We start from the raw sequence: 20,570 nt of genomic DNA on the forward strand, positions 1-20,570 counted from the left end.
CCATACCATGCTCGAAATTTATTTATAAATGCTTTGAGTTAAAGCCCTTTCACTTCCCTTTCAAACCCAATACAAAGCCCAATCAAAGCCGCTTGGAAAGGGCTATGATTGGGCTTTGTATTGGGTTTGATTAAAAGTATACTGGTACTAGCTATCCTTTCTTCTAGGTTCCATCCTTACCAAATACTGATCGTTTTCATCTTCGAAAAGGATTTGCACGACCCAGCCTTCCTCGTGGGCTATGTTGATCAAGGTCTGTTGGTCGATGTATAACCATTTAAAAGGTTCACCTTTTTGGCCTTTGTATTCGTATTGGAAGCTTATTTCACCGTAATAGTGGTCAGGACGTTTAATGTGGTATTCCTCGTATAGGTATTCGATGTTGGAGCTATCGAATAGCAGCTGCCCGCGATCGGTCATCAGGGTCTTCGCATGCTGTAACAGCGACTTGAAACCATCTAAAGTCCCGGCAATACCGATACCGTTCATCAGAAACAGTAGCGTATCGTATTGTTCCCCATGAAACTTGAAGAAATCCTCATGCTTCACCTGTTGAACACCGCGGTTTCTCATGATATTGCAGGCAATCTCAGAGACTTCAAGTGCGGTGACATCAAAATTCTTCTCCTGCAGATATAAAGCATGCACACCCGTGCCGGCGCCCACATCCAGCACCTTGCCATCGCATAAAGAGAGCGCGATAAACTCCATTTCCGGGATATCATCCTCTTCGCGATAGAACACTTCCACAGGCATCTCTTCGATATCGCCATAGCTGCTGTGTAGGAGTAGGGGCTCCGTTAATTCGCCCTTCTCTTGAAAATCGTAAAGGGCCTCGCCGTAGACATCTCTATGCATGGTCAGGAATATTTAAAAAGCGTTTCGCCATTTTGATTTCTTCTGGGTCACCGGTATGTTTCAGGGGCTCATCGGATAATTTGATTACCGGAGTCCACTCGCCTTCGTCAGGGTAAGCTTCGGTCATTTTCAATACGATATTCATCCGCTTCAGACCAACGTCGTTGGTGAAGTCAGTTCCAATGCCGAAGGAATGACCGATCTTGCCATTGCAGAAATTTACGATCTTCACGACTTTATCATAGTCGAGGCCATCGGAAAAGATGATGGTTTTATTTAACGGGTTAATGCCTTTACTTTCGTAATGTTTGATGGTTTTTTTAGCGAACTCGATCGGATCGCCACTGTCGTGACGAACACCATCGAAGAGCTTCGTTAATTTCTTGTCGAATTGTTTAAAGAAAGCTTCGGTAGTATAGGTGTCCGATAGGGCAATTCCCAGGTCGCCTCGATAAACATCTGCCCAATGCTCTAAACCTAATAAGTTGGCCATCTTATAGCCGTATTTAGCCGCATGGAACATAAACCACTCATGCGCATGCGTCCCGATAGGTTTTGTTTTGTACTTCATAGCGAAGTGCATATTGCTGGTGCCGATGAACGTGTTCGAATTATGCTCACGCAGTGCCTTGATCACCAGATCGTGCACCGCATAAGAATGTCGTCTGCGGGTTCCGAAATCGGCAATGGTAATGTTCAGTTTATCATATTTGTCCATTTTGTCGTTAACGATCTGGGCTACCTCTTCGTCCGATACTCGTATTTGTCCGGTCTCTTCGTAATACAGCTCACAGATCAATGCCATTACCGGAACCTCCCAAAGAATGGTTCGATACCAATAGCCTTCGATATGGACTTCCAAATTGCTTCCTTCTTGGGTGATCGTCACTTCTTCGGGATCATACTGATAGCCTTGAAGGAAGTCGAAATAGGTGGGGTCTATGTACGGGCAAGTTTTGGCGAAGAAGTGTTTCTCTGCTTTGCTAAGTTTTAGCTCGGCCATATGATTGATGGCCTCGCGCAGTTTTTCAGCGAAACCTTCCGGAAACTCATGTTTTCCTCTATTGATAAATTGATAGCGCGCTTTAGCTTTTGGGAATAGTTTGACCACCGCATATTGCATGGTAAACTTATAGAAGTCGTTATCTAGGATTGAAGTGAGTCTCGCCATATATTGTATTAATTAGTGCTAAATATCAAGTTAACAAAAAATAAATACAAATGTGCAGGTTTTCTATCAAACAAAAAACTGTCAGCAGCTATGAATAACGATAATTCTGCAGGTGGTTTGGGAGCATCGGGGAGGTCTAAGTACAAAGTGAAAGAGCCGCCCCTGGCGGGCAGCTCTTTCTGAAAAATTTATTTCGACTTAATAGTATTCTAGTTTCTACCGCGGCCGTTTCCACGTTCTACGCGTGCACTACCACCGTTTGAGCGGTTTCCCGATTGGCGGCTTACTTTTGACGAGCTACGTTCAACTTGTGATGAACGTGATGGTCTTTCCATGCTGCTACGTTGTGTGTTGCTCGCTTGGAAAACGCGGCTCGGCTGACGCGATTGTTGTTGTTGCGTGCGTGGCGCGCGTTGCTCACGTTGTTGTGGCGCACGCTGCTCACGTTGTTGCGGCGCACGTTGCTCACGCGAGCTCGGTGCTGATTGGCGTGGGCTACGTTCCATGCGTTGTGGTGCTGCTTCGCTTCTAGAAGGTCTAGAAGAAGTGCCGCGATCCCATGCTGTGCGCCCTTGGCTCGAAGAGCGTGGCTGACGCGATTCAGAAGTACCAATCTGACGCGTTGGACGCTCTCTTTGAATCTGACGGTTGCTCTCTCTGTTCGTTCTGCTTTCGTTGCGAATGTTTCCTGCCGAACGATCAGTGCGTGTATTATTCGGTTGTCTAGTTACCGTTAAACGCTCGTTTCTCCCGTTTGAGTTTCCGATGTGCATTTCACGCTGTCCACGTTCGTTACGTTTGATTGTGTAATCGCCGTTTGAACGGTCGTTACGGTTTACACGGCTCTCATTTGAACGGTTGGTGCGGCCCTCGTTGCGGTTTTCCACACGTGAGTTTCTGTTATTATCCACACGCGCATTACCTCTGTTTTCCACGCGGGAGTTACCTCTATTTTCTACACGGCCATTTCTGCTGCTGCTAGCACGTTCGCCTCTGATACGCTCCATATTGTCGCGGTTCGGGCGGAAGATGGATACATTGCGACGGTCGGCACGGCTTGCGCCTCTGTTGTTGTCGAAACGTACGTTACGAACATCTACGCGGCGGCCAGTGTTGCGTTCGATATCGCGACGTGATGGGCCACTGTAGTAATGGTGGTTATTTACAATATAGGTATTGTTAATTACCGTTGTTCTGTTGTAGATATTGCGGTATCTAGAACCATAGGACCAGTGCCTGTGGATATAAGGGTCATAGATGCGCGCTGTTGGGATAAATACCCATAAATCTATTGGCAAGTTAAACGATACATTCACACTTATTCCAGGCGACATTGGTGCCCATCCGTAGTATCCACCACCTGATCTCCAGCTTACCCATCCTGGTCCCCATTCGTATCCCGGAATCCATCCCCATCCGCGGCGCGCAGAATGAACCCAACGCCCATAGTGGAAGGGAGCCCAACCCCAATCATAATTGGAAACCCATGTGTTACCATATTCGGTCATTGACCAATACCCGTTGGTTCCGTAGGGTCTGAAGTCTCTTTCGACATCAGGATACCACACATTCCCATATTCTGGGTCATTATCCCAATCACCATAAGGATCCAGCTCATAGTAGAAGTCATCAAAAGTGACATCATCGTATCCTTGAGCGGATACTTCGCTGGATTTAAAGACCCCAACGATCATCAAGATCAGGGATGCTAGAAAGCTGTATGTCCTTATGTTTTTCATATCCTTAATTGTTAAAGTTTACAACCAATTTTAATTCTATGACAGTGGTTTTTTGCAAAAGGTTTAACTGTATAATTTTTTTGTAAAACTTTTTGACTTCTTGAATTGTTGGAGTTAATATTTAAAGTTGACTTAAGTGTATCCATAAAAGTTTGTACCTTTGGCAGGTTATTTGCCGTAGGAGAGGCGGCTTATTATTTTAACTATACAATTTTAATGGCGAAGAAAATAGAATCTTTACTACTTGAATTTGCAAAGCTGCATCGTTTCCTGATGCGTTTTTTTCGCGAGGTAGTAAGTCCACCCTATGAATTCAAAGAGATTGTTAGGCAGTGTTATGAAGTGGGATGGAAATCCTTTCCGCTGATCAGTCTAACGGGTTTTATCGTGGGTTTTGTATTTACGAAACAGTCCAGGCCCTCTTTGGAAGAGTTCGGTGCAGCCTCTTGGCTTCCCAATTTAATTTCTATTGCTATCGTTCGTGCATTAGCACCCTTGGTTACCGCTTTGATTGCTTCGGGCAAGGTGGGTTCTCAGATCGGTGCCGAATTAAGTTCGATGAACGTTACGGAGCAGATTGACGCGATGGAGGTTTCAGGAACCAATCCATTTAAATTTTTGATCAGTACGCGTATTCTCGCAACGACCATCATGATTCCGGTATTGTGTTTTTACGTGTCTGGTATCGGTTTAGCGGGAGGGTACCTGAGTATTATATCGAAAGACCAACTTAGCGTATTAAGTTATATTACCCAAGTTTTTGAGGCGATTGCTCCAAAAGATGTTTTTGCGATGGTATTCCGTGCAATCGTCTTTGGATTCACGATTGGCTTCGTTAGTACCTACGTAGGTTATTATTCTTCAAAAGGAACAGAGGGAGTAGGAAAGGCTGCCAATAGCGCCGTTGTAGCCTCGATGTTTATTGTTTTTATTGAGGAACTACTGATTGTTCAAATTTTAGCTTTAATGGGGTAATCAGGTATGGAACAGAAAAAAGTAGCTCAGATTAATTACGATGATGTTGTCATCCATGTTGATGGTGTCAGTAAGTCTTTTGGTGATCTGCACGTGTTGCGCAATGTGGATCTGCAGCTTTATAATGGTGAAAACCTGGTTGTACTAGGCCGTTCGGGTACTGGTAAATCCGTATTAATAAAGCTGATTTCGGGACTTTTGAAACCTGACTCGGGAAACATTCACGTGCTTGGCGAGACGGTGAACGAATTGAGCGAGAAGGAATTGCGCGCGCTACGCTTGCGTATTGGTTTTTCCTTCCAGAACTCGGCTTTATACGATAGTATGACGGTTCGCGAGAATTTGGAGTTTCCATTGGTTCGTAATAAACGTAATCTCACAAGAGCAGAGATCAATCGCGAGGTGGAAGACGTATTGGATGGTGTAGGTTTGCTTCGTGCCATCAATCAAATGCCATCAGAGCTTTCCGGAGGTCAGCGTAAGCGTATCGGTATTGCCAGAACATTAATTTTGCGCCCTGATATTATGATGTATGATGAGCCTACAGCGGGTCTTGACCCGATTACCTGTTTGGATATCAACTCCTTGATCAATGAGGTGCAGGAGCGATATAAAACTTCTTCTATCATTATTACGCACGATTTAGCTTGTGCGAAGATGGTTGGCGATCGTGTAGCGATGTTGTTAGACGGACGATTTGAGCGCGTTGGCAAATTCGACGAGATATTTGATACAAATGATGAAAGGGTTAAGCCTTTCTATGATTATAATTTTATTGTATAATACAATTTATGGCAACAACAGAAGAGAGAAAACGATCGATTATCGTAGGTTTATTTACCTTGATAGGATTAGTTATTTTGGTGGCTGGTATTTTAGTGTTGGGTACACAACAAAATAAATTTAGCAAGAATCTGGCATTGACAACCTATTTCAAAGATGTGAAGGGCTTAAAAGTTGGTAACAACGTTTGGTTCTCGGGAGTCAAGGTGGGTATCATCAAAGAGATTAAGTTTGAGAGCGTTGAGAATGTGCGGGTTGTGATGAGTGTGGAAGAGAAATCGAGCCAATTTATCCGTAAGGATGTTATTGCGACGCTTAGTTCTGACGGTTTGATTGGTAATGCGATCATTAGTTTGGTGGGCGGTAGTGAGAATATCCCGGCAATTAAAGATGGTGATGTAATCAAATCGGGCGTTTCCGGCGGTATGGAGGCGATGCTTTCCACATTGCAGGTGAACAATGAAAACTTATTAGAAATTACGAAGAACTTTGCGACCCTGTCTAAGCAGATGGTTGAAGGTAAAGGTGCTGTTGGGGCATTGATGACGGACGAAGAGATTGCTAATAACTTAAGAAAGTCTGTCAACTCTTTGAATTCAACGATGACAACTGCGAATATGGCGGTAAATAATTTGGTGACATTGACCAATAAATTGAATTCAGATCAGGGATTGATTCATGATCTTTCGACCGATACACAGGTATTTGCCAGCTTACGTGAATCGGCAGCACAGTTGCAGGGCGTAACGCAAACTGCATCCGCTTTGATGGCGAATCTGAACGAGACAACAGCGCGTTTGAATGATAAGAATAATGCGATTGGTGTACTTACCAATGATGCAGAGGCTGCTAATGAGATTAAGCAAATCTTAAAGAACCTGAATATGGGAACGGAGAAGCTTGATCAAAATATGGAGGCATTGCAAAGCAACTTCTTGTTAAGAGGCTTCTTTAAAAAGAAGGCGAAAGAGGAAGCAGCTCAAGCTCAAGATACTTTAACAAATTAATTTCAAATGGAGCAGCACGCTGCTCCAATAAAAAGATTAAAAAGTGGCCACGGGTCGCTTTTTTTATTTAAATATAATAGGTTTGCATTGTAAACCAGAAAGACGAGATATGGCAAATATTACGGAAAGCGATGTTTTATACGAGGACAATCACTATATAGCAATCAATAAGCGTGGCGGCGATATCGTTCAGGTAGATAATTCCGGCGATAAGTCGATGGAAGAGATGGTGAAGGATTTCGTAGCAGAGAAATATCAGAAGCCTAACGGCGCTTTTCTTGGGGTAATCCATCGATTAGACCGTCCGGTGAGCGGTATGATTTTATTCGCGAAGACCAGTAAGGGATTAGATCGTATGAACCGTTTGTTTCATGATCGTAAGGTAAAAAAGACTTACTTGGCAGTTGTTCGCGAAAAGCCGCCGCATATGAAAGGCACTTTGAAAAACTGGTTGCTTCGGGATCGGAAGAAAATGATTACCAAGGCGTATGATCGTGAAGTGAAGAATGGAAGTTTTGCAGAGCTTGATTACGAAGTTATTGGCCATTTAGACGGTTTTTATTTATTGAAAGTAAATCCGCTAACAGGCCGTACGCATCAGATCCGCAGTCAACTGGCGTATATGGGCTGCCCGATCGTTGGGGATAATAAATATGGATATCCGCGCGGTAGTTTAAAGCGTACGATATGTCTCCATTCTCGCTCTCTGGCATTCGAACATCCTATAAAAGAAGAAGCTATGCTAATTAAGGCACCACTTCCAGTGGATGGCTTTTGGGAGAAATTCAATGTCCTGCTAAGCGATAAGGTATAAGATTGTTAGATTAAATACTTAACTTTGTGGCATGATTCGTAAACATTCCTTTAGATTGTTGTTTGTGTTGTTTCTGACGTTTACGGGCGTTGGTTATACTTCTACGGCTTCAGCTCAATGTGCAATGTGTTCTCTTAACGCAGAGAATAGTACGCAGGACGGCAATACCCAAGGCAAGGGGCTTAATGACGGGATTTTATTCCTTTTAGCTATGCCTTTTCTGATTGCCGCGGGGGTTGGATTTCTATGGTATAAGAAATTCCGCCATACCGGTTCTTCCAATTCTTTTACAGTAGCAAAAGGAGTGGAAGAATAGATGTCTATTTCAAAATTTCAAGCAGTACTTTCATCGAAATGTCCACGTTGTAGAACAGGGAAGATGTTCTCCGGCTCTGCATATGGACTTTCTAGGCAGAAGATGCACGAGCATTGCCCGCACTGTGGATTCAAATTTGAGATTGAGCCGGGTTATTTCTATGCAGCGATGTACGTAAGTTATGCCTTTTCAGTAGGAGAGGTGCTCTGTATGGCGTTGGTAACCGCCTTAGCGACAAAGAGCGAATCGCCATGGACCTATATCATCGTGCTTTTCACGACAATTGTACTTTTTGCTCCTTTTAACTACCGCTATTCCAGATTGGTACTTTTGCATTATTTATCGCCAAAAGTATCGTATAATCCAAAATACGCGGAAGTTAAAAATAAGCTGTAAGGTTCTTATTGTTGTGGGATGTATTGCATCACACTATCGAAAATAAAAGCTTTATCTTGATAATTGCATGCTATATGTTCCTGTAGATTTTGAATAAGTCCAGCTTTAAAGTCTTCAATTGCCTGCTCATCCTCCACTACTATCTGTAAACAATAGGTTTGTCCTTCATGAGGAGAGTAAAGCATTTTTAACAATTTTAATGCTGGATCTCCGTTAGTTAAGAGTTGTTGTTTTATCCAATCAAGTAAGGACTGATGAACAGAATCTTCGATAATAATAGAAACATTGTATAAAAACATAATGCTATAGGGTTGTTTGCCGCTGTAAAAATAAGGTTGCAAAACGTACTTTCCGACATTTTTTTCTAATATTTGATAAAGAGGCTGGTTAATAATATGAATTTTAGAATTTTGATTTTTCTTGTGAGCGTTTTGTTGGCTGCAGCATCCTGTAAGTCAAAAAATGGACGTGATGAAATCATACCTGTTGAGGACTTCTTTGTAAAACCGGATAAGAGTAATTTTCGACTATCGCCCGATGGTAGTAAGATTGCTTATTTAGGTGTACACGACCACTGCAAGAATATCTTTGTTCTCGATTTAATACAGCCAGATTCTTCTAAACAGCTTACTTACCAATCAAGTCTCAATGTTCAAGGTTTCTTTTGGGCAGACGATGAGCAGATTATATTTTCCAATACGCAGTCGATGAGCGATAGCTTGCGATTGTTTCGCATCAACGTGCATACAGAGGAACGACATCCTTTGGTGGAAACCGATGATGTGAAGCTTCGCTGGATTGGCCCTTTGCGTAGCACACAGGGAAGTCTGGTGGTAGGAATGAACAAGCGTGATTCGTCGCTTTTTGACCTGTATCGAGTTCATTTAGACGGTCGACCAAGTGAGATGATTTATAAAAATCCTGGAAACGTTGTCAATTGGATAGGTTCACCCGATGGTGTGGTTCGTTTGGCGCTCACCAGCGACAGTGTGCAAGAATCTATCCTTTATCGTGCATCGGAGGCGGAGCCTTTTCGTGAGGTGATGCGCAATGATTTCGAAACGACGTTTATTCCGATGGGTTTTGTGAAGGGGTCGAAGTCGCTTATTTACGCTTTGTCAAATGACCAGCGCGATAAGATGTCACTAGTGGAGTATGACGCTTCGCAAGGGAAGGAGATACGTAATTTATATGAGGATAAATTAGGCGATTTGAATTTCGAAGGCTATTCTAGTAATCTTCAAGAGCTTTTGTACACCAGTTCATTCGTCAATCGGAATAAAAAATCGATGATCAACCCTTCTTTCAAGGAGGCTTACGAGTATCTAAAGTCGAAGTTTCCGGAGATGGAGATTGATTTCTTTGATAGCGATACTTCCTTGAATGGTTTTATCGTTCGGGCGTACAGCGATGTGCATCCTGGTGAGCTTTATTATTTCAATAAAGCGAATAAAGAGTTGAAATTGCTATCAGAGGACAACCCGAAGCTAAAAGATTTGAAACTCAATAATATGGAGGAGGTGAGTTATCTGTCACGGGATAACAAAACCATCCACGCTTATATCACCTATCCGAAATCGGGTAGAAAGAATTGCCCTGTTGTGGTCTTGGTTCACGACGGTCCGAATCGTCGGAATGAATGGGGCTTTGATTCGGAAGTTCAGTTTCTGACGAATCGTGGATACGCGGTGTTCCAGGTGAACTATAGGGGTTCGATGGGATATGGTAAAGAATTTTGGACCGCGGGTTTCAAGGAATGGGGCGGTAAAATCCAGTCTGATATTTCCGACGGTGTTGCCTGGTTGATTCACCAGGGGATTGCCGACAAGGATAGGATCGCGATTATGGGAGCAGGCTTCGGAGGGTATTCCGCATTGTATGCATCGGTATTTAATCCGATGTATCGTTGTGCGATTTCTTCTTCGGGGTATAGTAATTTGTTTACATATTTCAGGGAAATTCCCCCGCATTTGAAGCATTATGTGCAACTTTATTATAGGATTATAGGAAATCCGGAAAAGGAATCTGAGTTGTTTCAGGCGATATCGCCGATTTTCCATGCAGATAAGGTGCGTATTCCGATTTTATATTTCCAAGGCGGGAAAGATAAGTACACATCTGTTACGGATGCGAATCAGTTCGTAAGTAAATTGAAAAGTAATCAGGTTCCGGTGCGATATATATTCAAGAAAGACGAAGGTAAGCGTTTTAGAAACGAGGAGAACGTTGTTGAATACTACCAAGAAATAGAGCGTTTTTTAGCTGAGAATTTGAAATAGCCTTCGGCATGATCAAAAAAACGAGTAGATATCGGAAAAATTTGGGTTTGTTGGTTGCCTTCGTGGCCTTCCTGACTATTCTCTACATTATCGCCGTATTCCTCGCTCGTGTGATGATGTCAAACTATGTCGAGTCGGAATTCTATAACCGCAAGGTCGATGTTTTCGATGCGACCCTTAAACCATTCAATAATTTCTTTAATAACAGCATATCCGAAGTTTCAAACTACCAAGGTTATTTGGATTCTGTGCATGCGGTTACTTATGCTGAGAAGATTCTTCGTAAGAATCCTTTTGTGGATGAAGTTGTGTTTTATGACGTTCTCTTCACGAATCAAAACAGCGCTGTTAGAGGGGTTCGGTTTCAGAATCTGTTGATCTTTCCGCAATCCATCTACTCCTTCAAGCTCGATGAGCGTAATAGATTGCTTCGGAACCGCATCGACGAAACGGAAAATAGACCGACTTCGGACGATTTTAACAATATGGCCATCAAAATGGTCAACTTTCTGGACGTGTTGGATGATTCGACGTCGCTGACCGAGAATGATATTTACCGTATATTTTATAATACAGTGCCCGGAAAGGTCACATATTTGAATATTCCGCGCGTCAGTACGTTGCGAGCGTATAAAACTTTGATGGAAGATACCGTAACGAATGATGTTGCCTATGATCAGGACTTGTTTGTTTATAAGATAAATCCAGCAAAGATTAAGATTGAGAACGTTCAGCCACGATTATATGAGAAAATAAATGTTCTGGCGATTGCTGATCCTAACTTGACGGAAGAGGAAGGTTTTATCAGCACAGAAATGCCACTACCCGGTGCATTATCAGAATATAAGCTGCAATTTGACTCATCGGAACAGTTCTTGCGAGGAGAGATTAATAGACAGTTCTTTCCGGTAGTGTTGGGCGTATCGTTGCTGTATGCCGTTCTGCTATTGATTGTTTACTTGATCTACCGAAATATCGCGATCAATAGTAGGCTGTTTCAATTGCAATATGATTTCATCAATAACTTGACCCACGAATTTAAAACGCCTGTTAGTGTGATTAAGATTGCTGGGAATAATATCAAAAGTGCGGAGAAGATTTCTGATCAAGAGCGACATATGTATGGGAAAATCTTGGATCAGGAAGCGGATAAGCTAAATAATTTGATGAATAAACTGCTGTCATTCACGCAGATAGAAAATAAATCTCTAAAATTTAAGGGAGAATACGTGGATTTGAACAGTTTTTGCGAGGAGATATTTGCAGCGACGAAGATTAAATATCCAGATTTGAATTTAACTTCAAAAATCGACGTTGACAGTAGCATGTACACGGATCCGATTTTGTTAAATTCGGTGTTCCAAAACTTGATTGATAATGCCTATAAATATTCCGAAGTTTCAAGAAAATTTATAGATATTAGTGTAGAGCAAAATAAGAAGAATTTTGTGATTCAGTTTTCGGACAAAGGAATTGGAATTAATAAGAACGAGCTTAGAAATATATTTAAGAAATTTTATAGAGTTAAGAACCAGTTCAATCAAAGTGGTAGTGTAGGATTAGGACTGGCATTTTGTAAAGAAATTACTGAATTTATGGGCGGAGAGATCAAAGTAAGTAGCATTGAAGGTGAAGGAACCGTATTTACGTTGATATTTCCAAGATAATCCCTAGTATTTAACTATGAACAAAGAAATAACTATTGCAGTTGTAGAGGACGACGATAATTTGCGTTTTCTTGTAAGCCATCGACTTCAAACTGAAAATTATAATGTCATCCAATGTAGTGACGGTCTGGAGGCTGAAAAGTTGATCTTAGAATCGTCGCCTGATATTGTATTGTTAGACTGGATGCTCCCCGGCAAAGAGGGAATCGAGGTCTGCGAAGGAATCCGTAAAGCTGGATTTGAGAATATCATTATCATGATGACTGCAAAATCACAGGATATTGATAAGATTGACGCCTATAGCTACGGCGTAACAGATTATATCACTAAACCGTTCAATATGGACGTGTTGGTAGCTATGATCGAGAATAAAGTACGCTTCTTTGTGCCGAAGGTTCAAAATGAAGTGTATTACTTCGGTGATACGGAACATCATCCTAATGTACACTCGTTGATCAGAGATGGTAAGAAGATTGAGCTTACGATATTGGAGAACCGTATTTTGCTTCATTTCTTACAGAACAAAGGTAAGGACATCACTCGTGAAGAACTGATGGAGGTTGTTTGGGGTTATAGCTCGAACGTCAATACGCGCACCTTGGATATGCACGTCGTACGTCTTCGTAAGAAGATTGAGACGAATCCGGATAAGCCTTACTATCTGCAAACTGTACGTGGTTTGGGGTATCGTTTCATCAGCGAAGAAGAGGAAGAAGAAGGCGCTTCATAAATTTGTTTTATTAGAAAATATTTTTTAACTTCGTAAGAAGTACAAGACCATGTTGTCCCTCTGGATGGTATGGTCTTGTTCTTTTTTTTTGTTTATAAATTTAAAATTATAGTAACGCGTAAAAGGTTCATATTATGGCAGAAGTAACTTATTACACTGAAGAAGGTTTGACTAAATTAAAAGAAGAGCTTCAATACCTGAAAACAGAAGGACGTGCAAACATAGCTAAGGCTATTGCAGAGGCAAGAGATAAGGGCGATCTATCGGAGAACGCAGAATATGATGCCGCGAAAGAGGCTCAGGGGCTTCACGAGGCAAAGATTGCAAAGTTAGAAGAGGTATTAGCATCTGCACGCATCATCGATGAGTCTAATCTAGACACTTCTAAGGTTCTTGCTCTATCTTTTGTAAAGATCAAGAATAAGAAGACAGGTGCAGTGATGACCTATCAACTAGTTTCTGAGACGGAAGCTGACTTAAAAGCAGGGAAAATCTCTGTGAAGTCGCCAATTGCTCAAGGATTGTTAGGCTTACAAGTTGGTGATGTAGCTTCGGTTGCAGTGCCGGCGGGTCAGATGGAATTAGAAGTCCTAGAGATTAGTAGATAAGAGATATTAGGTTATGTGCGGTATGCCATAACCGCACATCCTTACCCTATATAGCCCCAAGAGATTGGGGCTTTTCTTTTGCCTAATTAGCCTTAAATATGACCGATAATATACCTTCTTCGGACGTGCATATGTGTAGAATTTTATTATCTTTGTTTCTCACGATTGAACAATTAGTTTATGTCTACAATATTTTCTAAGATAGTTGCTGGAGAGGTGCCAGCCTACAAAGTAGCCGAAAGCAATGATTATTTAGCATTCTTAGATGTAAATCCACTAACTGAAGGTCACGTATTAGTTATCCCTAAAAAGGAAACCGATTATATATTCGACATCGATGATGACGATTATATGGGTATGTGGGTATTTGCGAAAATCGTAGCACAAGGGGTTAAAAAAGCATTTCCATGTAAAAAGGTAGGCGTCGCTGTTGTAGGACTAGAAGTTGCGCATGCACACATCCACTTGATTCCGTTGAATCATGTGCAGGATATGAATTTTGAAAGACCAAAGCTGACATTGGAAAAAGATGTAATGGAATCTATCGCTGAGAACATCCGCGAGGCCATTTCATCGATTACCAATCCATAATAATTTGACTTGAACGGTTCCGATAGTGGTTGTTACACTATTGTAGTTGGGTTAAGGTTTAGAAGGAACTATTGAATATATTATGCAAGAATATTTGTTGTCTTTTCAACAATTGCTAGATGCTGAATATCTATTAAGTCACGGTGGTTTTTACATCGTTTGTCTTATTGTTTTTGCGGAAACCGGTTTGTTTTTCGGTTTCTTTTTGCCTGGTGATTATTTACTTTTCTTAGCTGGACTCTTCTGTGCAGCGAATAAGATCGATGTTGATATAGTAACGCTTTATTTTGGTATTCTTTCCGCCGGTATTCTCGGGAATTTTGCGGGATATTGGTTTGGATATCGAACGGGGCCCATGCTCTTTAAGCGAAAGGATTCCCTACTTTTCAAACGAAAATACGTCATCATGGCGGAGGAGTTTTTTCAAAAATATGGCGGTACGGCGTTAATAATTGGTCGATTTGTCCCTATTATTCGTACATTTGCACCCATATTTGCTGGTGTAGTGCAACTTAACTTCCGCAAATTCGTATTCTACAATGTATTTGGTGCCTTTTTATGGGTGTCGTTATTGACATTGACAGGGTATTATTTGGGTATTAAGTTTCCAGAAATTATCAACTATGTAGAGTATATTATCGTGGCGTTGATTGTTATTGCATTCTTGCCTATCGTAATTGCTTTATTAAAACGTTGGTTGAAAAATAGAAAAACAAAGAAAGACGAAATAAACAAACAGTAATTTTTAATGAGTACACAACATCCTTGGCATCAAGTTTCTCCCGGAGAAGACTTGCCTAATTCCGTGAATGCTATTATCGAAATTCCTAAAGGTTCAAAAGCGAAATACGAAATCGACAAAGATAGTGGATTAATCAAGTTGGACCGCGTCCTATTTTCTTCCGTAATGTATCCTGCCAACTATGGCTTTATCCCACAGACTTACTGTGATGATAAGGATCCATTGGATATTCTTGTTTTATGTTCAGTGGATGTGTATCCGATGAGCTTAATCGAGGCTAAAGTTATCGGTGTTATGCACATGATCGACAATGGCGAGCAAGATGATAAAATTATTGCGGTTGCAAAGCACGATATGTCTGTTAACTACATTAACGACTTATCAGAGCTTCCTCCACATACAATGAAAGAGATCGTTCGTTTCTTCCAAGACTATAAAGCCTTAGAAGGTAAAAACGTGACGATTGAAAACTTATATGGACGTTCATATGCTCAAAACATTATTTTAGAGAGCGTTGAATTGTACAATAAGGAAATTCGAAACAAATAACCATCAATATGGACGACGTCGATAGGCTCTGGACCATAATACTGTTGCTGTTTGTCGGGATTAGTTCTGCAAATGCACAGCAACATCCTTGGCATCAGGTTTCTCCGGGCAAAGAAGCTCCGAAAGTAGTAACTGCTGTCATTGAAATAAGTAAAGGTTCTAGAGCGAAATACGAAATTGATAAGACCTCCGGTCTATTAAAGTTGGATAGGGTACTGAATGCTTCGGTAGTCTATCCAACTAATTATGGTTTCATCCCACAGACCTATTGTGGTGATAAAGATCCCCTTGATATTTTAGTGCTATGTTCGCAAGACTTAGAACCTTACTCGCTTGTCGATGCTAAGGTTATTGGTGTTTTGCGCATGCTGGATTCTGGCGAGCAAGATGATAAAATCATTGCTGTCGCCAAGAACGACGCAAGCCTAAATTATCTGAATGATCTTTCAGAACTTCCCCCTCATAGCATGAAGGAAATTACCCATTTCTTTCAAACCTATAAATCCATCGATAACAAGTCGATAAAAATTGAAAATATTTCTGGGCAAACTGATGCTCAAAATGTTATATTAGAGAGTTTACAACTATACAAAACACAATTCGGAAATAAAGACCTGACTAATGGCAATTGATATTTTTTGGACTATTTTTTTAGTGCTGGCTAATGGTTTTTTTGTTGCAGCTGAATTTGCTATTGTTAAAGTTCGAGCTTCTCAAATAGAGCTTCAAGCTAAATCAGGAAGTAAAGTCGCGCAGATCGCGAAGAATATAACAGAACATCTGGATGGTTATCTCGCTGCAACGCAGTTAGGTATTACCCTTGCGTCTCTTGCCCTAGGATGGGTCGGAGAGGCTGTTATGACGCAGATTGTTCATCAGATCTTTGGATGGTTCAATGTTGAGCTATCTGGGAAACTGGCGACCAACCTAGGCCATGTATTAGCCTTCAGTATCATCACCTTTATGCATATTGTATTTGGTGAATTGGCGCCGAAGTCGATCGCGATACAGAAGCCTGTTGCTACCACGATGAAGGTGGCTATTCCACTGCAATTTTTCTACTACGTTTTTAAGCCGATTATTTACTTATTGAACGGATTCGCGAATTTCTTGTTACGATTGATCGGAATTCAAGTAAGTGCACATGAGGCTAGCCACTCTTCGGAGGAGTTGCAATACCTTTTAGAAAAAGGGAAAGAAAGCGGTGCTTTGAACAACTCTGAGCATGAGCTTATCAAGAACGTATTCGATTTTAACGAGCGTATCGTAAAGAATATTATGGTTCCTCGTACGAAGATCGTCGCTGTTGAAAAAGATGAAACAGCGGAGGACTTTATTGAGACCGTTACGGAAGAGGGATACTCTCGTATTCCAATTTACGATGATAGTATTGACCAGATTATTGGTGTTGTTCACACGAAAGATATCCTTCCTTTGTTGGTTAAGGGTAAAGAGGTTGTGCTAAAGAACATCATGCGTAAGCCTTATTTCATCCCTGAGACGAAGAAGATCAATGATTTGATGACGGAGTTTCAGCTGAAGCGCATTCAAATCGCTTTCGTATTAGATGAATTTGGAGGAACTGCCGGTATGGTGACATTAGAAGATATCGTTGAAGAACTTGTTGGAGAAATCCAGGATGAGTATGATGAGGAAACTCCAGTAGTTGAACAAATCTCTGAAACAGAATTCATGGTCGATGCCGGTGCAAGCGTTCATGATGCAAATGGCTTCTTACCCTTGGAGCTTCCAGAGAGTTCGGACTATGATACGATTGCAGGTTTAGTGAGCCATGTCTTCGAGCGTATCCCAGATGTTGGCGACAGCAAAGAGGAGCTAGGTTACTGCTTTACGATCATGAAGAAAACACAGCAGAATATCGAGTTCGTTAAGCTTGATTTAATTGAGACTGCTCACGACGACGACGAGGAATAAGAATAATCAAACATGCATTTATTTTATACTCCCGATATTGATACACAGGCTTCCCACTATCAGTTAAGTGAGGAAGAAAGCAAGCATGCCGTACGTGTGTTGCGTTTGACAGTTTCGGATACCGTACAACTGATCGATGGGAGTGGGGGCATGTATGAGGCTGAAATTATTGATGCTCATCCGAAGCGCTGTACGCTTCAGATTCTTTCCAGAACATTCGAATTCCAGAAGCCCAGTTATCATCTACATATTGCGGTTGCACCGACTAAGAACATCGATCGTATCGAATGGTTTCTAGAGAAGGCCACAGAAATAGGCATTCAAGAAATTACTCCCTTAATAAGTGAGCATTCGGAGCGTAAGGAGGTCAAAATAGATCGGTTGAACAAAGTAGTCGTTTCGGCTATGAAGCAGTCGTTGAAGGCCTATATGCCGCGCATAAACGAGGCTATAAGCTTCGATAAGTTCCTCGCTCAGCAAAAGGAGTCCGAAAGCGTGAAAGCCATTGCGCACTGTGTGGATGATGATAAGAAATACTTAAACCAAGCATTTCCAAAAGATCAAAGCTATCTTGTTTTGATCGGGCCGGAAGGCGATTTCTCACAAAAAGAAATCCAGCAAGCCTTGGCTGCTGGATTCCATCCTATATCTTTAGGCGAAGCGAGGCTGCGAACTGAAACTGCCGCCCTCTATGCCTGTTTGGAGATTGCTCTCCTGAATCGTTAATTGATTAATTCAGCATCAAAGATTTGAATCTCGGCATTCCCTTTTAAAGGCTCCGGATTGAACTTCATCTTTCCTTTTAACTTAATGGGCTCATCCGAAAACTTCACTGTACCTTTCTTCATAAAGATTTCTACCATTGGCGGGATACCGTTGGTACCACAGAATTGACACTGCGTAATAGGTAGTACCGACAACATAAATGTACTGTGATTTCTTCCACTAACTAGCGGTACGATATATCCAGGAAGTTCTACAATCGTATTTTCTAATTTCTTCAAAGGTGCAGGATAGCTAGGTGTGTACACCTTTTTGTTTCCGACCGTTGAAACCTTATACATCATTTTATCGATTGCCTCCCAAGTGCTGTTCATCATTGGTGTATGATCGGGCACCTGATTTTGATTATAATTACCGATCTGCGCTTTCGAAAAAGTGATTGTTAATGTGATTAATAATACTGTAAATAATATTCTCTTCATCTTATTTATTCCCTAATATCGTCGATATGGTTGTGTTGTATGCTTTAATTGCTGGAATAACCGAAGCGATCACGCCGATTAGACATGCAGTCAGCAAAATTAACCATTCCTTGCTATAAATACTAAACGCTTGGATGATATCTGCACTTTGGCTCGTCTGCGTACTGATAAAATACAAGCCTAAATGTCCGAATAGCAATCCCAGCAATCCACCAATCGTGGTGATCACCAATCCTTCGACCAAAAGCAAGGCGAATAGTTTAACTTTCGAGGCTCCCAATGCTCGCATAATAGCCAAATCGTATTTTCTATCTTTCAACGCATTGTACAAGCTGATGAATACGCTTAAACCGGCGATAATCATAATTACATACGCCAATATCTCTAGAGAGTCAATACCCACGCCTAATAGAGAAAACAACCTTGCCGTTTCCAATGCGGGGGATGCTGCCTGCATACTCGTCGATTGATTGATCATCTTAGGTACCACGCCAATAGCCGCCGGTGAGCTGTATTTCACCAATAATGCGGTAATCTCCAAGCTATGATCCTGAACTACATCCTCGGCAATGCTTTTAACGATGACATTATCTCTCGGGCGCTCGGAAACAATGCTATCCGTCTGCTCGCTGTTTGCTGCTTGTTTTGCATCTGCAGGGCTTACTGCAGCATGTTGGTGCTCATGTGCATCATGATTATGACCTTCGTGATCATGTCCTTCATGGTCATGCCCCTCGTGATCGTGTGCTTCAGCGTTAGCCGCCGCGCTATTTGCATGTTCTTCATGCTGATGATCTGCATGGTCGTGATCATGGTCGTGGTCATCATGCGCATGGTTGTGACCTTCGTGGTCATGCTCATGCTCATGATCATCATGACTGATGCCATGCACGTCCCAAACACTTTGCAAGTCGCAAAGAATCAAATTATCAACAACAGATCCGGAGGGTTTTAAGATACCGACCACCGTAAAAGGATGCTCGTCATGCACATGCGCATTCTCTGCCAAACCATGTGCACTATGAATTTGATCCCCCAGCTTCAGCTGATGCTTGCGCGCAGTTTCGCTCCCCAATACGATTTCGAAGCTCTTTGCCCATAGTTTGCCTTCTGCTAACGAAAGCTCGTAAAGCCCCATGTAGCTGGTGTCCGTTCCGATAATGCGATGCCCCTTAAAGTTATCACCTAAGGAAATCGGCACAGCAGTTTCGATGAACGGGTTCTCTTTCAATTTCTCGGCTTCCGCAAGCTTGATATTCCCCGTTGGGTTATCGATATGATATAAGGTGCTCAAGATTAATTGTAGCGGGCTTCCTTTCGCGCCGACTACCAAATCAACTTGCTTACTATTATTATCTAATTGTTTTTCAAACGTATCGCTTGTAATATATATACTGACCAATATCGCTACACCGAAGGCCGTTAAAATAATACTCAAGAGGGTCGACCCCCATTGCTGTGTGATATTCTTCCAGACTAGTTGAAATATATTCATCTTATAATGCCGATAGTTGATAGTTATTATTGAATTCGTCTTTTAACCTTTTGTCATGCGTCGAGATAATCAGGGTGCTACCCTGTTCGTCAGCCAATGCTTTGATGAGCTCGATTACCAAAAAGGTGTTCTTATCATCTAAAGAAGCCGTCGGCTCGTCGGCAATCAATAGCGCAGGCCTATTGATCAATGCTCTGGCGATTGCAACACGCTGCACCTGCCCACGGCTGAGCTCATTCGGCTTACGATTAGATAATGCCGCTAATTGAAGCTTTTCTAATAAAGTAGCAACTTCCGACTCGTTGACGGGAAAGCCGGCAAGCGATTGAGCAAGCTTGATATTCTCTGCAACAGTCAGGTTCTTTAATAAGTGGGCCTCTTGAAAGATAAATCCTAGATTCTTCGCACGGAACTTATCCAAGTTAGTCTCTTGTAATTGGTAGATATCTTGGCCTTGTATATAGACTTTTCCCGTTGTGGGTGCCGAAAAACCTGCAATCAGGTTCAATAGTGTGGACTTTCCAGAGCCAGATTCGCCTAAGATAAGCGTATGCTGTTGTGTCGGGATATTAAGATTTTCAAATATAAGTTTGGATCCTTTAGGATATTGATAGGACAAACTTTCTGTGTGTAGCACAAAATCGTTCATAATGTTACTTTGTTGCAATTTAGCACTAATTACCCGTTTCTCCCAATATAAAAACCATTAA

23 protein-coding genes are annotated in these 20,570 nt (G+C 41.7%); 16 read left to right on the plus strand and 7 right to left on the minus strand.

The genetic code is table 11. The features are described 5' to 3' along the window. Positions 1-147: 147 nt before the first annotated feature. The 3 genes from B2400_RS14965 to B2400_RS14975 all read right to left on the minus strand — a co-directional run bounded on the left by B2400_RS14965 (position 148) and on the right by B2400_RS14975 (position 3,768). Positions 148-858: a class I SAM-dependent methyltransferase gene (locus B2400_RS14965; protein WP_293934611.1), complete on the minus strand. Its 711-nt coding sequence runs from the start codon at positions 856-858 to the stop codon at positions 148-150. Next, positions 851-2,029, minus strand: coding sequence for a nicotinate phosphoribosyltransferase (gene pncB / locus B2400_RS14970; RefSeq protein ID WP_293934613.1), 1,179 nt, complete (start codon positions 2,027-2,029; stop codon positions 851-853). The genes B2400_RS14965 and pncB overlap by 8 nt, the downstream gene beginning before the upstream one ends. Positions 2,030-2,238: 209 nt before the next feature. Next, positions 2,239-3,768, minus strand: a complete 1,530-nt coding sequence (locus tag B2400_RS14975; RefSeq protein WP_293934614.1) for a DUF6600 domain-containing protein — start codon at positions 3,766-3,768, stop codon at positions 2,239-2,241. A 216-nt stretch (positions 3,769-3,984) separates the two neighbouring features. On the opposite strand from B2400_RS14975, the gene B2400_RS14980 reads away from it, so the two are divergent. From B2400_RS14980 to B2400_RS15005, 6 genes are all read left to right on the plus strand, one after another. Next, positions 3,985-4,743, plus strand: a complete 759-nt coding sequence (locus tag B2400_RS14980) for an MlaE family ABC transporter permease (RefSeq protein WP_149525125.1) — start codon at positions 3,985-3,987, stop codon at positions 4,741-4,743. A gap of 6 nt (positions 4,744-4,749) precedes the next feature. Continuing rightward, positions 4,750-5,526: an ABC transporter ATP-binding protein gene (locus B2400_RS14985; protein ID WP_149525126.1), complete on the plus strand. Its 777-nt coding sequence runs from the start codon at positions 4,750-4,752 to the stop codon at positions 5,524-5,526. A gap of 8 nt (positions 5,527-5,534) precedes the next feature. Then, the gene (locus B2400_RS14990) at positions 5,535-6,533 is read left to right on the plus strand and encodes an MlaD family protein (protein WP_149525127.1); all 999 of its coding nucleotides are present in this window, start codon (positions 5,535-5,537) and stop codon (positions 6,531-6,533) included. Between the two features lie 109 nt (positions 6,534-6,642). Continuing rightward, positions 6,643-7,347, plus strand: coding sequence for an RluA family pseudouridine synthase (locus B2400_RS14995; protein ID WP_286650366.1), 705 nt, complete (start codon positions 6,643-6,645; stop codon positions 7,345-7,347). A 31-nt stretch (positions 7,348-7,378) separates the two neighbouring features. Beyond that, positions 7,379-7,663 (plus strand): hypothetical protein, encoded by a 285-nt coding sequence (locus B2400_RS15000; protein ID WP_246172470.1) that lies wholly within the window; start codon positions 7,379-7,381, stop codon positions 7,661-7,663. Then, entirely contained in the window at positions 7,664-8,059 is a 396-nt protein-coding gene (locus tag B2400_RS15005) for a DUF983 domain-containing protein (RefSeq protein ID WP_260039453.1), read from the plus strand. Positions 8,060-8,064: 5 nt separating this feature from the next. Here B2400_RS15005 and B2400_RS15010 read toward each other — a convergent pair whose 3' ends face one another. Beyond that, complete coding sequence (locus B2400_RS15010; RefSeq protein ID WP_286650367.1) at positions 8,065-8,358, minus strand: DUF4286 family protein; 294 nt, start codon at positions 8,356-8,358, stop codon at positions 8,065-8,067. 96 nt (positions 8,359-8,454) lie between these two features. Here B2400_RS15010 and B2400_RS15015 point away from each other — a divergent pair, with 96 nt between their 5' ends. The 10 genes from B2400_RS15015 (at position 8,455) to B2400_RS15060 (ending at position 17,886) form a co-directional block, all read left to right on the plus strand. Continuing rightward, on the plus strand, positions 8,455-10,338 hold the full coding sequence (locus B2400_RS15015; protein WP_149525131.1) for a S9 family peptidase: 1,884 nt from the start codon (positions 8,455-8,457) through the stop codon (positions 10,336-10,338). 8 nt (positions 10,339-10,346) lie between these two features. After that, complete coding sequence (locus B2400_RS15020) at positions 10,347-12,005, plus strand: sensor histidine kinase (RefSeq protein WP_149525132.1); 1,659 nt, start codon at positions 10,347-10,349, stop codon at positions 12,003-12,005. Between the two features lie 16 nt (positions 12,006-12,021). Then, positions 12,022-12,735, plus strand: coding sequence for a response regulator transcription factor (locus B2400_RS15025; RefSeq protein WP_149525133.1), 714 nt, complete (start codon positions 12,022-12,024; stop codon positions 12,733-12,735). Between the two features lie 134 nt (positions 12,736-12,869). Continuing rightward, positions 12,870-13,343, plus strand: a complete 474-nt coding sequence (greA, locus tag B2400_RS15030) for a transcription elongation factor GreA (protein ID WP_149525134.1) — start codon at positions 12,870-12,872, stop codon at positions 13,341-13,343. A gap of 180 nt (positions 13,344-13,523) precedes the next feature. Continuing rightward, the gene (locus B2400_RS15035) at positions 13,524-13,934 is read left to right on the plus strand and encodes an HIT family protein (protein WP_149525135.1); all 411 of its coding nucleotides are present in this window, start codon (positions 13,524-13,526) and stop codon (positions 13,932-13,934) included. An 82-nt stretch (positions 13,935-14,016) separates the two neighbouring features. Then, on the plus strand, positions 14,017-14,676 hold the full coding sequence (locus tag B2400_RS15040; protein ID WP_149525136.1) for a DedA family protein: 660 nt from the start codon (positions 14,017-14,019) through the stop codon (positions 14,674-14,676). Between the two features lie 6 nt (positions 14,677-14,682). After that, a complete protein-coding gene (locus B2400_RS15045; RefSeq protein ID WP_149525137.1) occupies positions 14,683-15,225 on the plus strand; it encodes an inorganic diphosphatase in 543 nt (180 codons plus the stop codon). Between the two features lie 8 nt (positions 15,226-15,233). Beyond that, a complete protein-coding gene (locus B2400_RS15050) occupies positions 15,234-15,857 on the plus strand; it encodes an inorganic diphosphatase (protein ID WP_149525138.1) in 624 nt (207 codons plus the stop codon). Continuing rightward, on the plus strand, positions 15,847-17,160 hold the full coding sequence (locus B2400_RS15055) for a hemolysin family protein (protein WP_149525139.1): 1,314 nt from the start codon (positions 15,847-15,849) through the stop codon (positions 17,158-17,160). Before B2400_RS15050 ends, B2400_RS15055 begins: the two co-directional genes overlap by 11 nt. 12 nt (positions 17,161-17,172) lie before the next feature. Next, complete coding sequence (locus tag B2400_RS15060; protein ID WP_293934625.1) at positions 17,173-17,886, plus strand: 16S rRNA (uracil(1498)-N(3))-methyltransferase; 714 nt, start codon at positions 17,173-17,175, stop codon at positions 17,884-17,886. Here the strand turns inward: B2400_RS15060 and B2400_RS15065 are convergent. The 3 genes from B2400_RS15065 to B2400_RS15075 are packed head-to-tail and all read right to left on the minus strand — an operon-like array spanning position 17,883 to position 20,509. Then, entirely contained in the window at positions 17,883-18,365 is a 483-nt protein-coding gene (locus tag B2400_RS15065) for a hypothetical protein (protein ID WP_149525141.1), read from the minus strand. The genes B2400_RS15060 and B2400_RS15065 overlap by 4 nt on opposite strands. A 1-nt stretch (position 18,366) precedes the next feature. Then, positions 18,367-19,860, minus strand: coding sequence for an ABC transporter permease (locus B2400_RS15070; protein WP_293934628.1), 1,494 nt, complete (start codon positions 19,858-19,860; stop codon positions 18,367-18,369). 1 nt (position 19,861) lies between these two features. Beyond that, entirely contained in the window at positions 19,862-20,509 is a 648-nt protein-coding gene (locus B2400_RS15075; protein WP_293934630.1) for an ABC transporter ATP-binding protein, read from the minus strand. Between the last annotated feature and the right edge of the window lie 61 nt (positions 20,510-20,570).

It is taken from the genome of Sphingobacterium sp. UBA6645 (genome assembly GCF_002455685.1).
GTDB lineage: Bacteria > Bacteroidota > Bacteroidia > Sphingobacteriales > Sphingobacteriaceae > Sphingobacterium > Sphingobacterium hotanense.

Coding starts and splice junctions, on each gene's coding strand:
- B2400_RS15040 (WP_149525136.1), top strand. CDS start 14,017: ATGCAAGAATATTTGTTGTCTTTTCAACAATTGCTAGATGCTGAATAT.
- B2400_RS14965 (WP_293934611.1), bottom strand. CDS start 858: ATGCATAGAGATGTCTACGGCGAGGCCCTTTACGATTTTCAAGAGAAG.
- B2400_RS15075 (WP_293934630.1), bottom strand. CDS start 20,509: ATGAACGATTTTGTGCTACACACAGAAAGTTTGTCCTATCAATATCCT.
- B2400_RS14990 (WP_149525127.1), top strand. CDS start 5,535: ATGGCAACAACAGAAGAGAGAAAACGATCGATTATCGTAGGTTTATTT.
- B2400_RS15060 (WP_293934625.1), top strand. CDS start 17,173: ATGCATTTATTTTATACTCCCGATATTGATACACAGGCTTCCCACTAT.
- B2400_RS14980 (WP_149525125.1), top strand. CDS start 3,985: ATGGCGAAGAAAATAGAATCTTTACTACTTGAATTTGCAAAGCTGCAT.
- B2400_RS14995 (WP_286650366.1), top strand. CDS start 6,643: ATGGCAAATATTACGGAAAGCGATGTTTTATACGAGGACAATCACTAT.
- B2400_RS15005 (WP_260039453.1), top strand. CDS start 7,664: ATGTCTATTTCAAAATTTCAAGCAGTACTTTCATCGAAATGTCCACGT.
- greA (WP_149525134.1), top strand. CDS start 12,870: ATGGCAGAAGTAACTTATTACACTGAAGAAGGTTTGACTAAATTAAAA.
- B2400_RS14975 (WP_293934614.1), bottom strand. CDS start 3,768: ATGAAAAACATAAGGACATACAGCTTTCTAGCATCCCTGATCTTGATG.
- B2400_RS15015 (WP_149525131.1), top strand. CDS start 8,455: ATGAATTTTAGAATTTTGATTTTTCTTGTGAGCGTTTTGTTGGCTGCA.
- B2400_RS15035 (WP_149525135.1), top strand. CDS start 13,524: ATGTCTACAATATTTTCTAAGATAGTTGCTGGAGAGGTGCCAGCCTAC.
- B2400_RS15050 (WP_149525138.1), top strand. CDS start 15,234: ATGGACGACGTCGATAGGCTCTGGACCATAATACTGTTGCTGTTTGTC.
- B2400_RS15045 (WP_149525137.1), top strand. CDS start 14,683: ATGAGTACACAACATCCTTGGCATCAAGTTTCTCCCGGAGAAGACTTG.
- B2400_RS15070 (WP_293934628.1), bottom strand. CDS start 19,860: ATGAATATATTTCAACTAGTCTGGAAGAATATCACACAGCAATGGGGG.
- B2400_RS15055 (WP_149525139.1), top strand. CDS start 15,847: ATGGCAATTGATATTTTTTGGACTATTTTTTTAGTGCTGGCTAATGGT.
- B2400_RS15010 (WP_286650367.1), bottom strand. CDS start 8,358: ATGTTTTTATACAATGTTTCTATTATTATCGAAGATTCTGTTCATCAG.
- B2400_RS15065 (WP_149525141.1), bottom strand. CDS start 18,365: ATGAAGAGAATATTATTTACAGTATTATTAATCACATTAACAATCACT.
- B2400_RS15020 (WP_149525132.1), top strand. CDS start 10,347: ATGATCAAAAAAACGAGTAGATATCGGAAAAATTTGGGTTTGTTGGTT.
- B2400_RS14985 (WP_149525126.1), top strand. CDS start 4,750: ATGGAACAGAAAAAAGTAGCTCAGATTAATTACGATGATGTTGTCATC.
- B2400_RS15025 (WP_149525133.1), top strand. CDS start 12,022: ATGAACAAAGAAATAACTATTGCAGTTGTAGAGGACGACGATAATTTG.
- pncB (WP_293934613.1), bottom strand. CDS start 2,029: ATGGCGAGACTCACTTCAATCCTAGATAACGACTTCTATAAGTTTACC.
- B2400_RS15000 (WP_246172470.1), top strand. CDS start 7,379: ATGATTCGTAAACATTCCTTTAGATTGTTGTTTGTGTTGTTTCTGACG.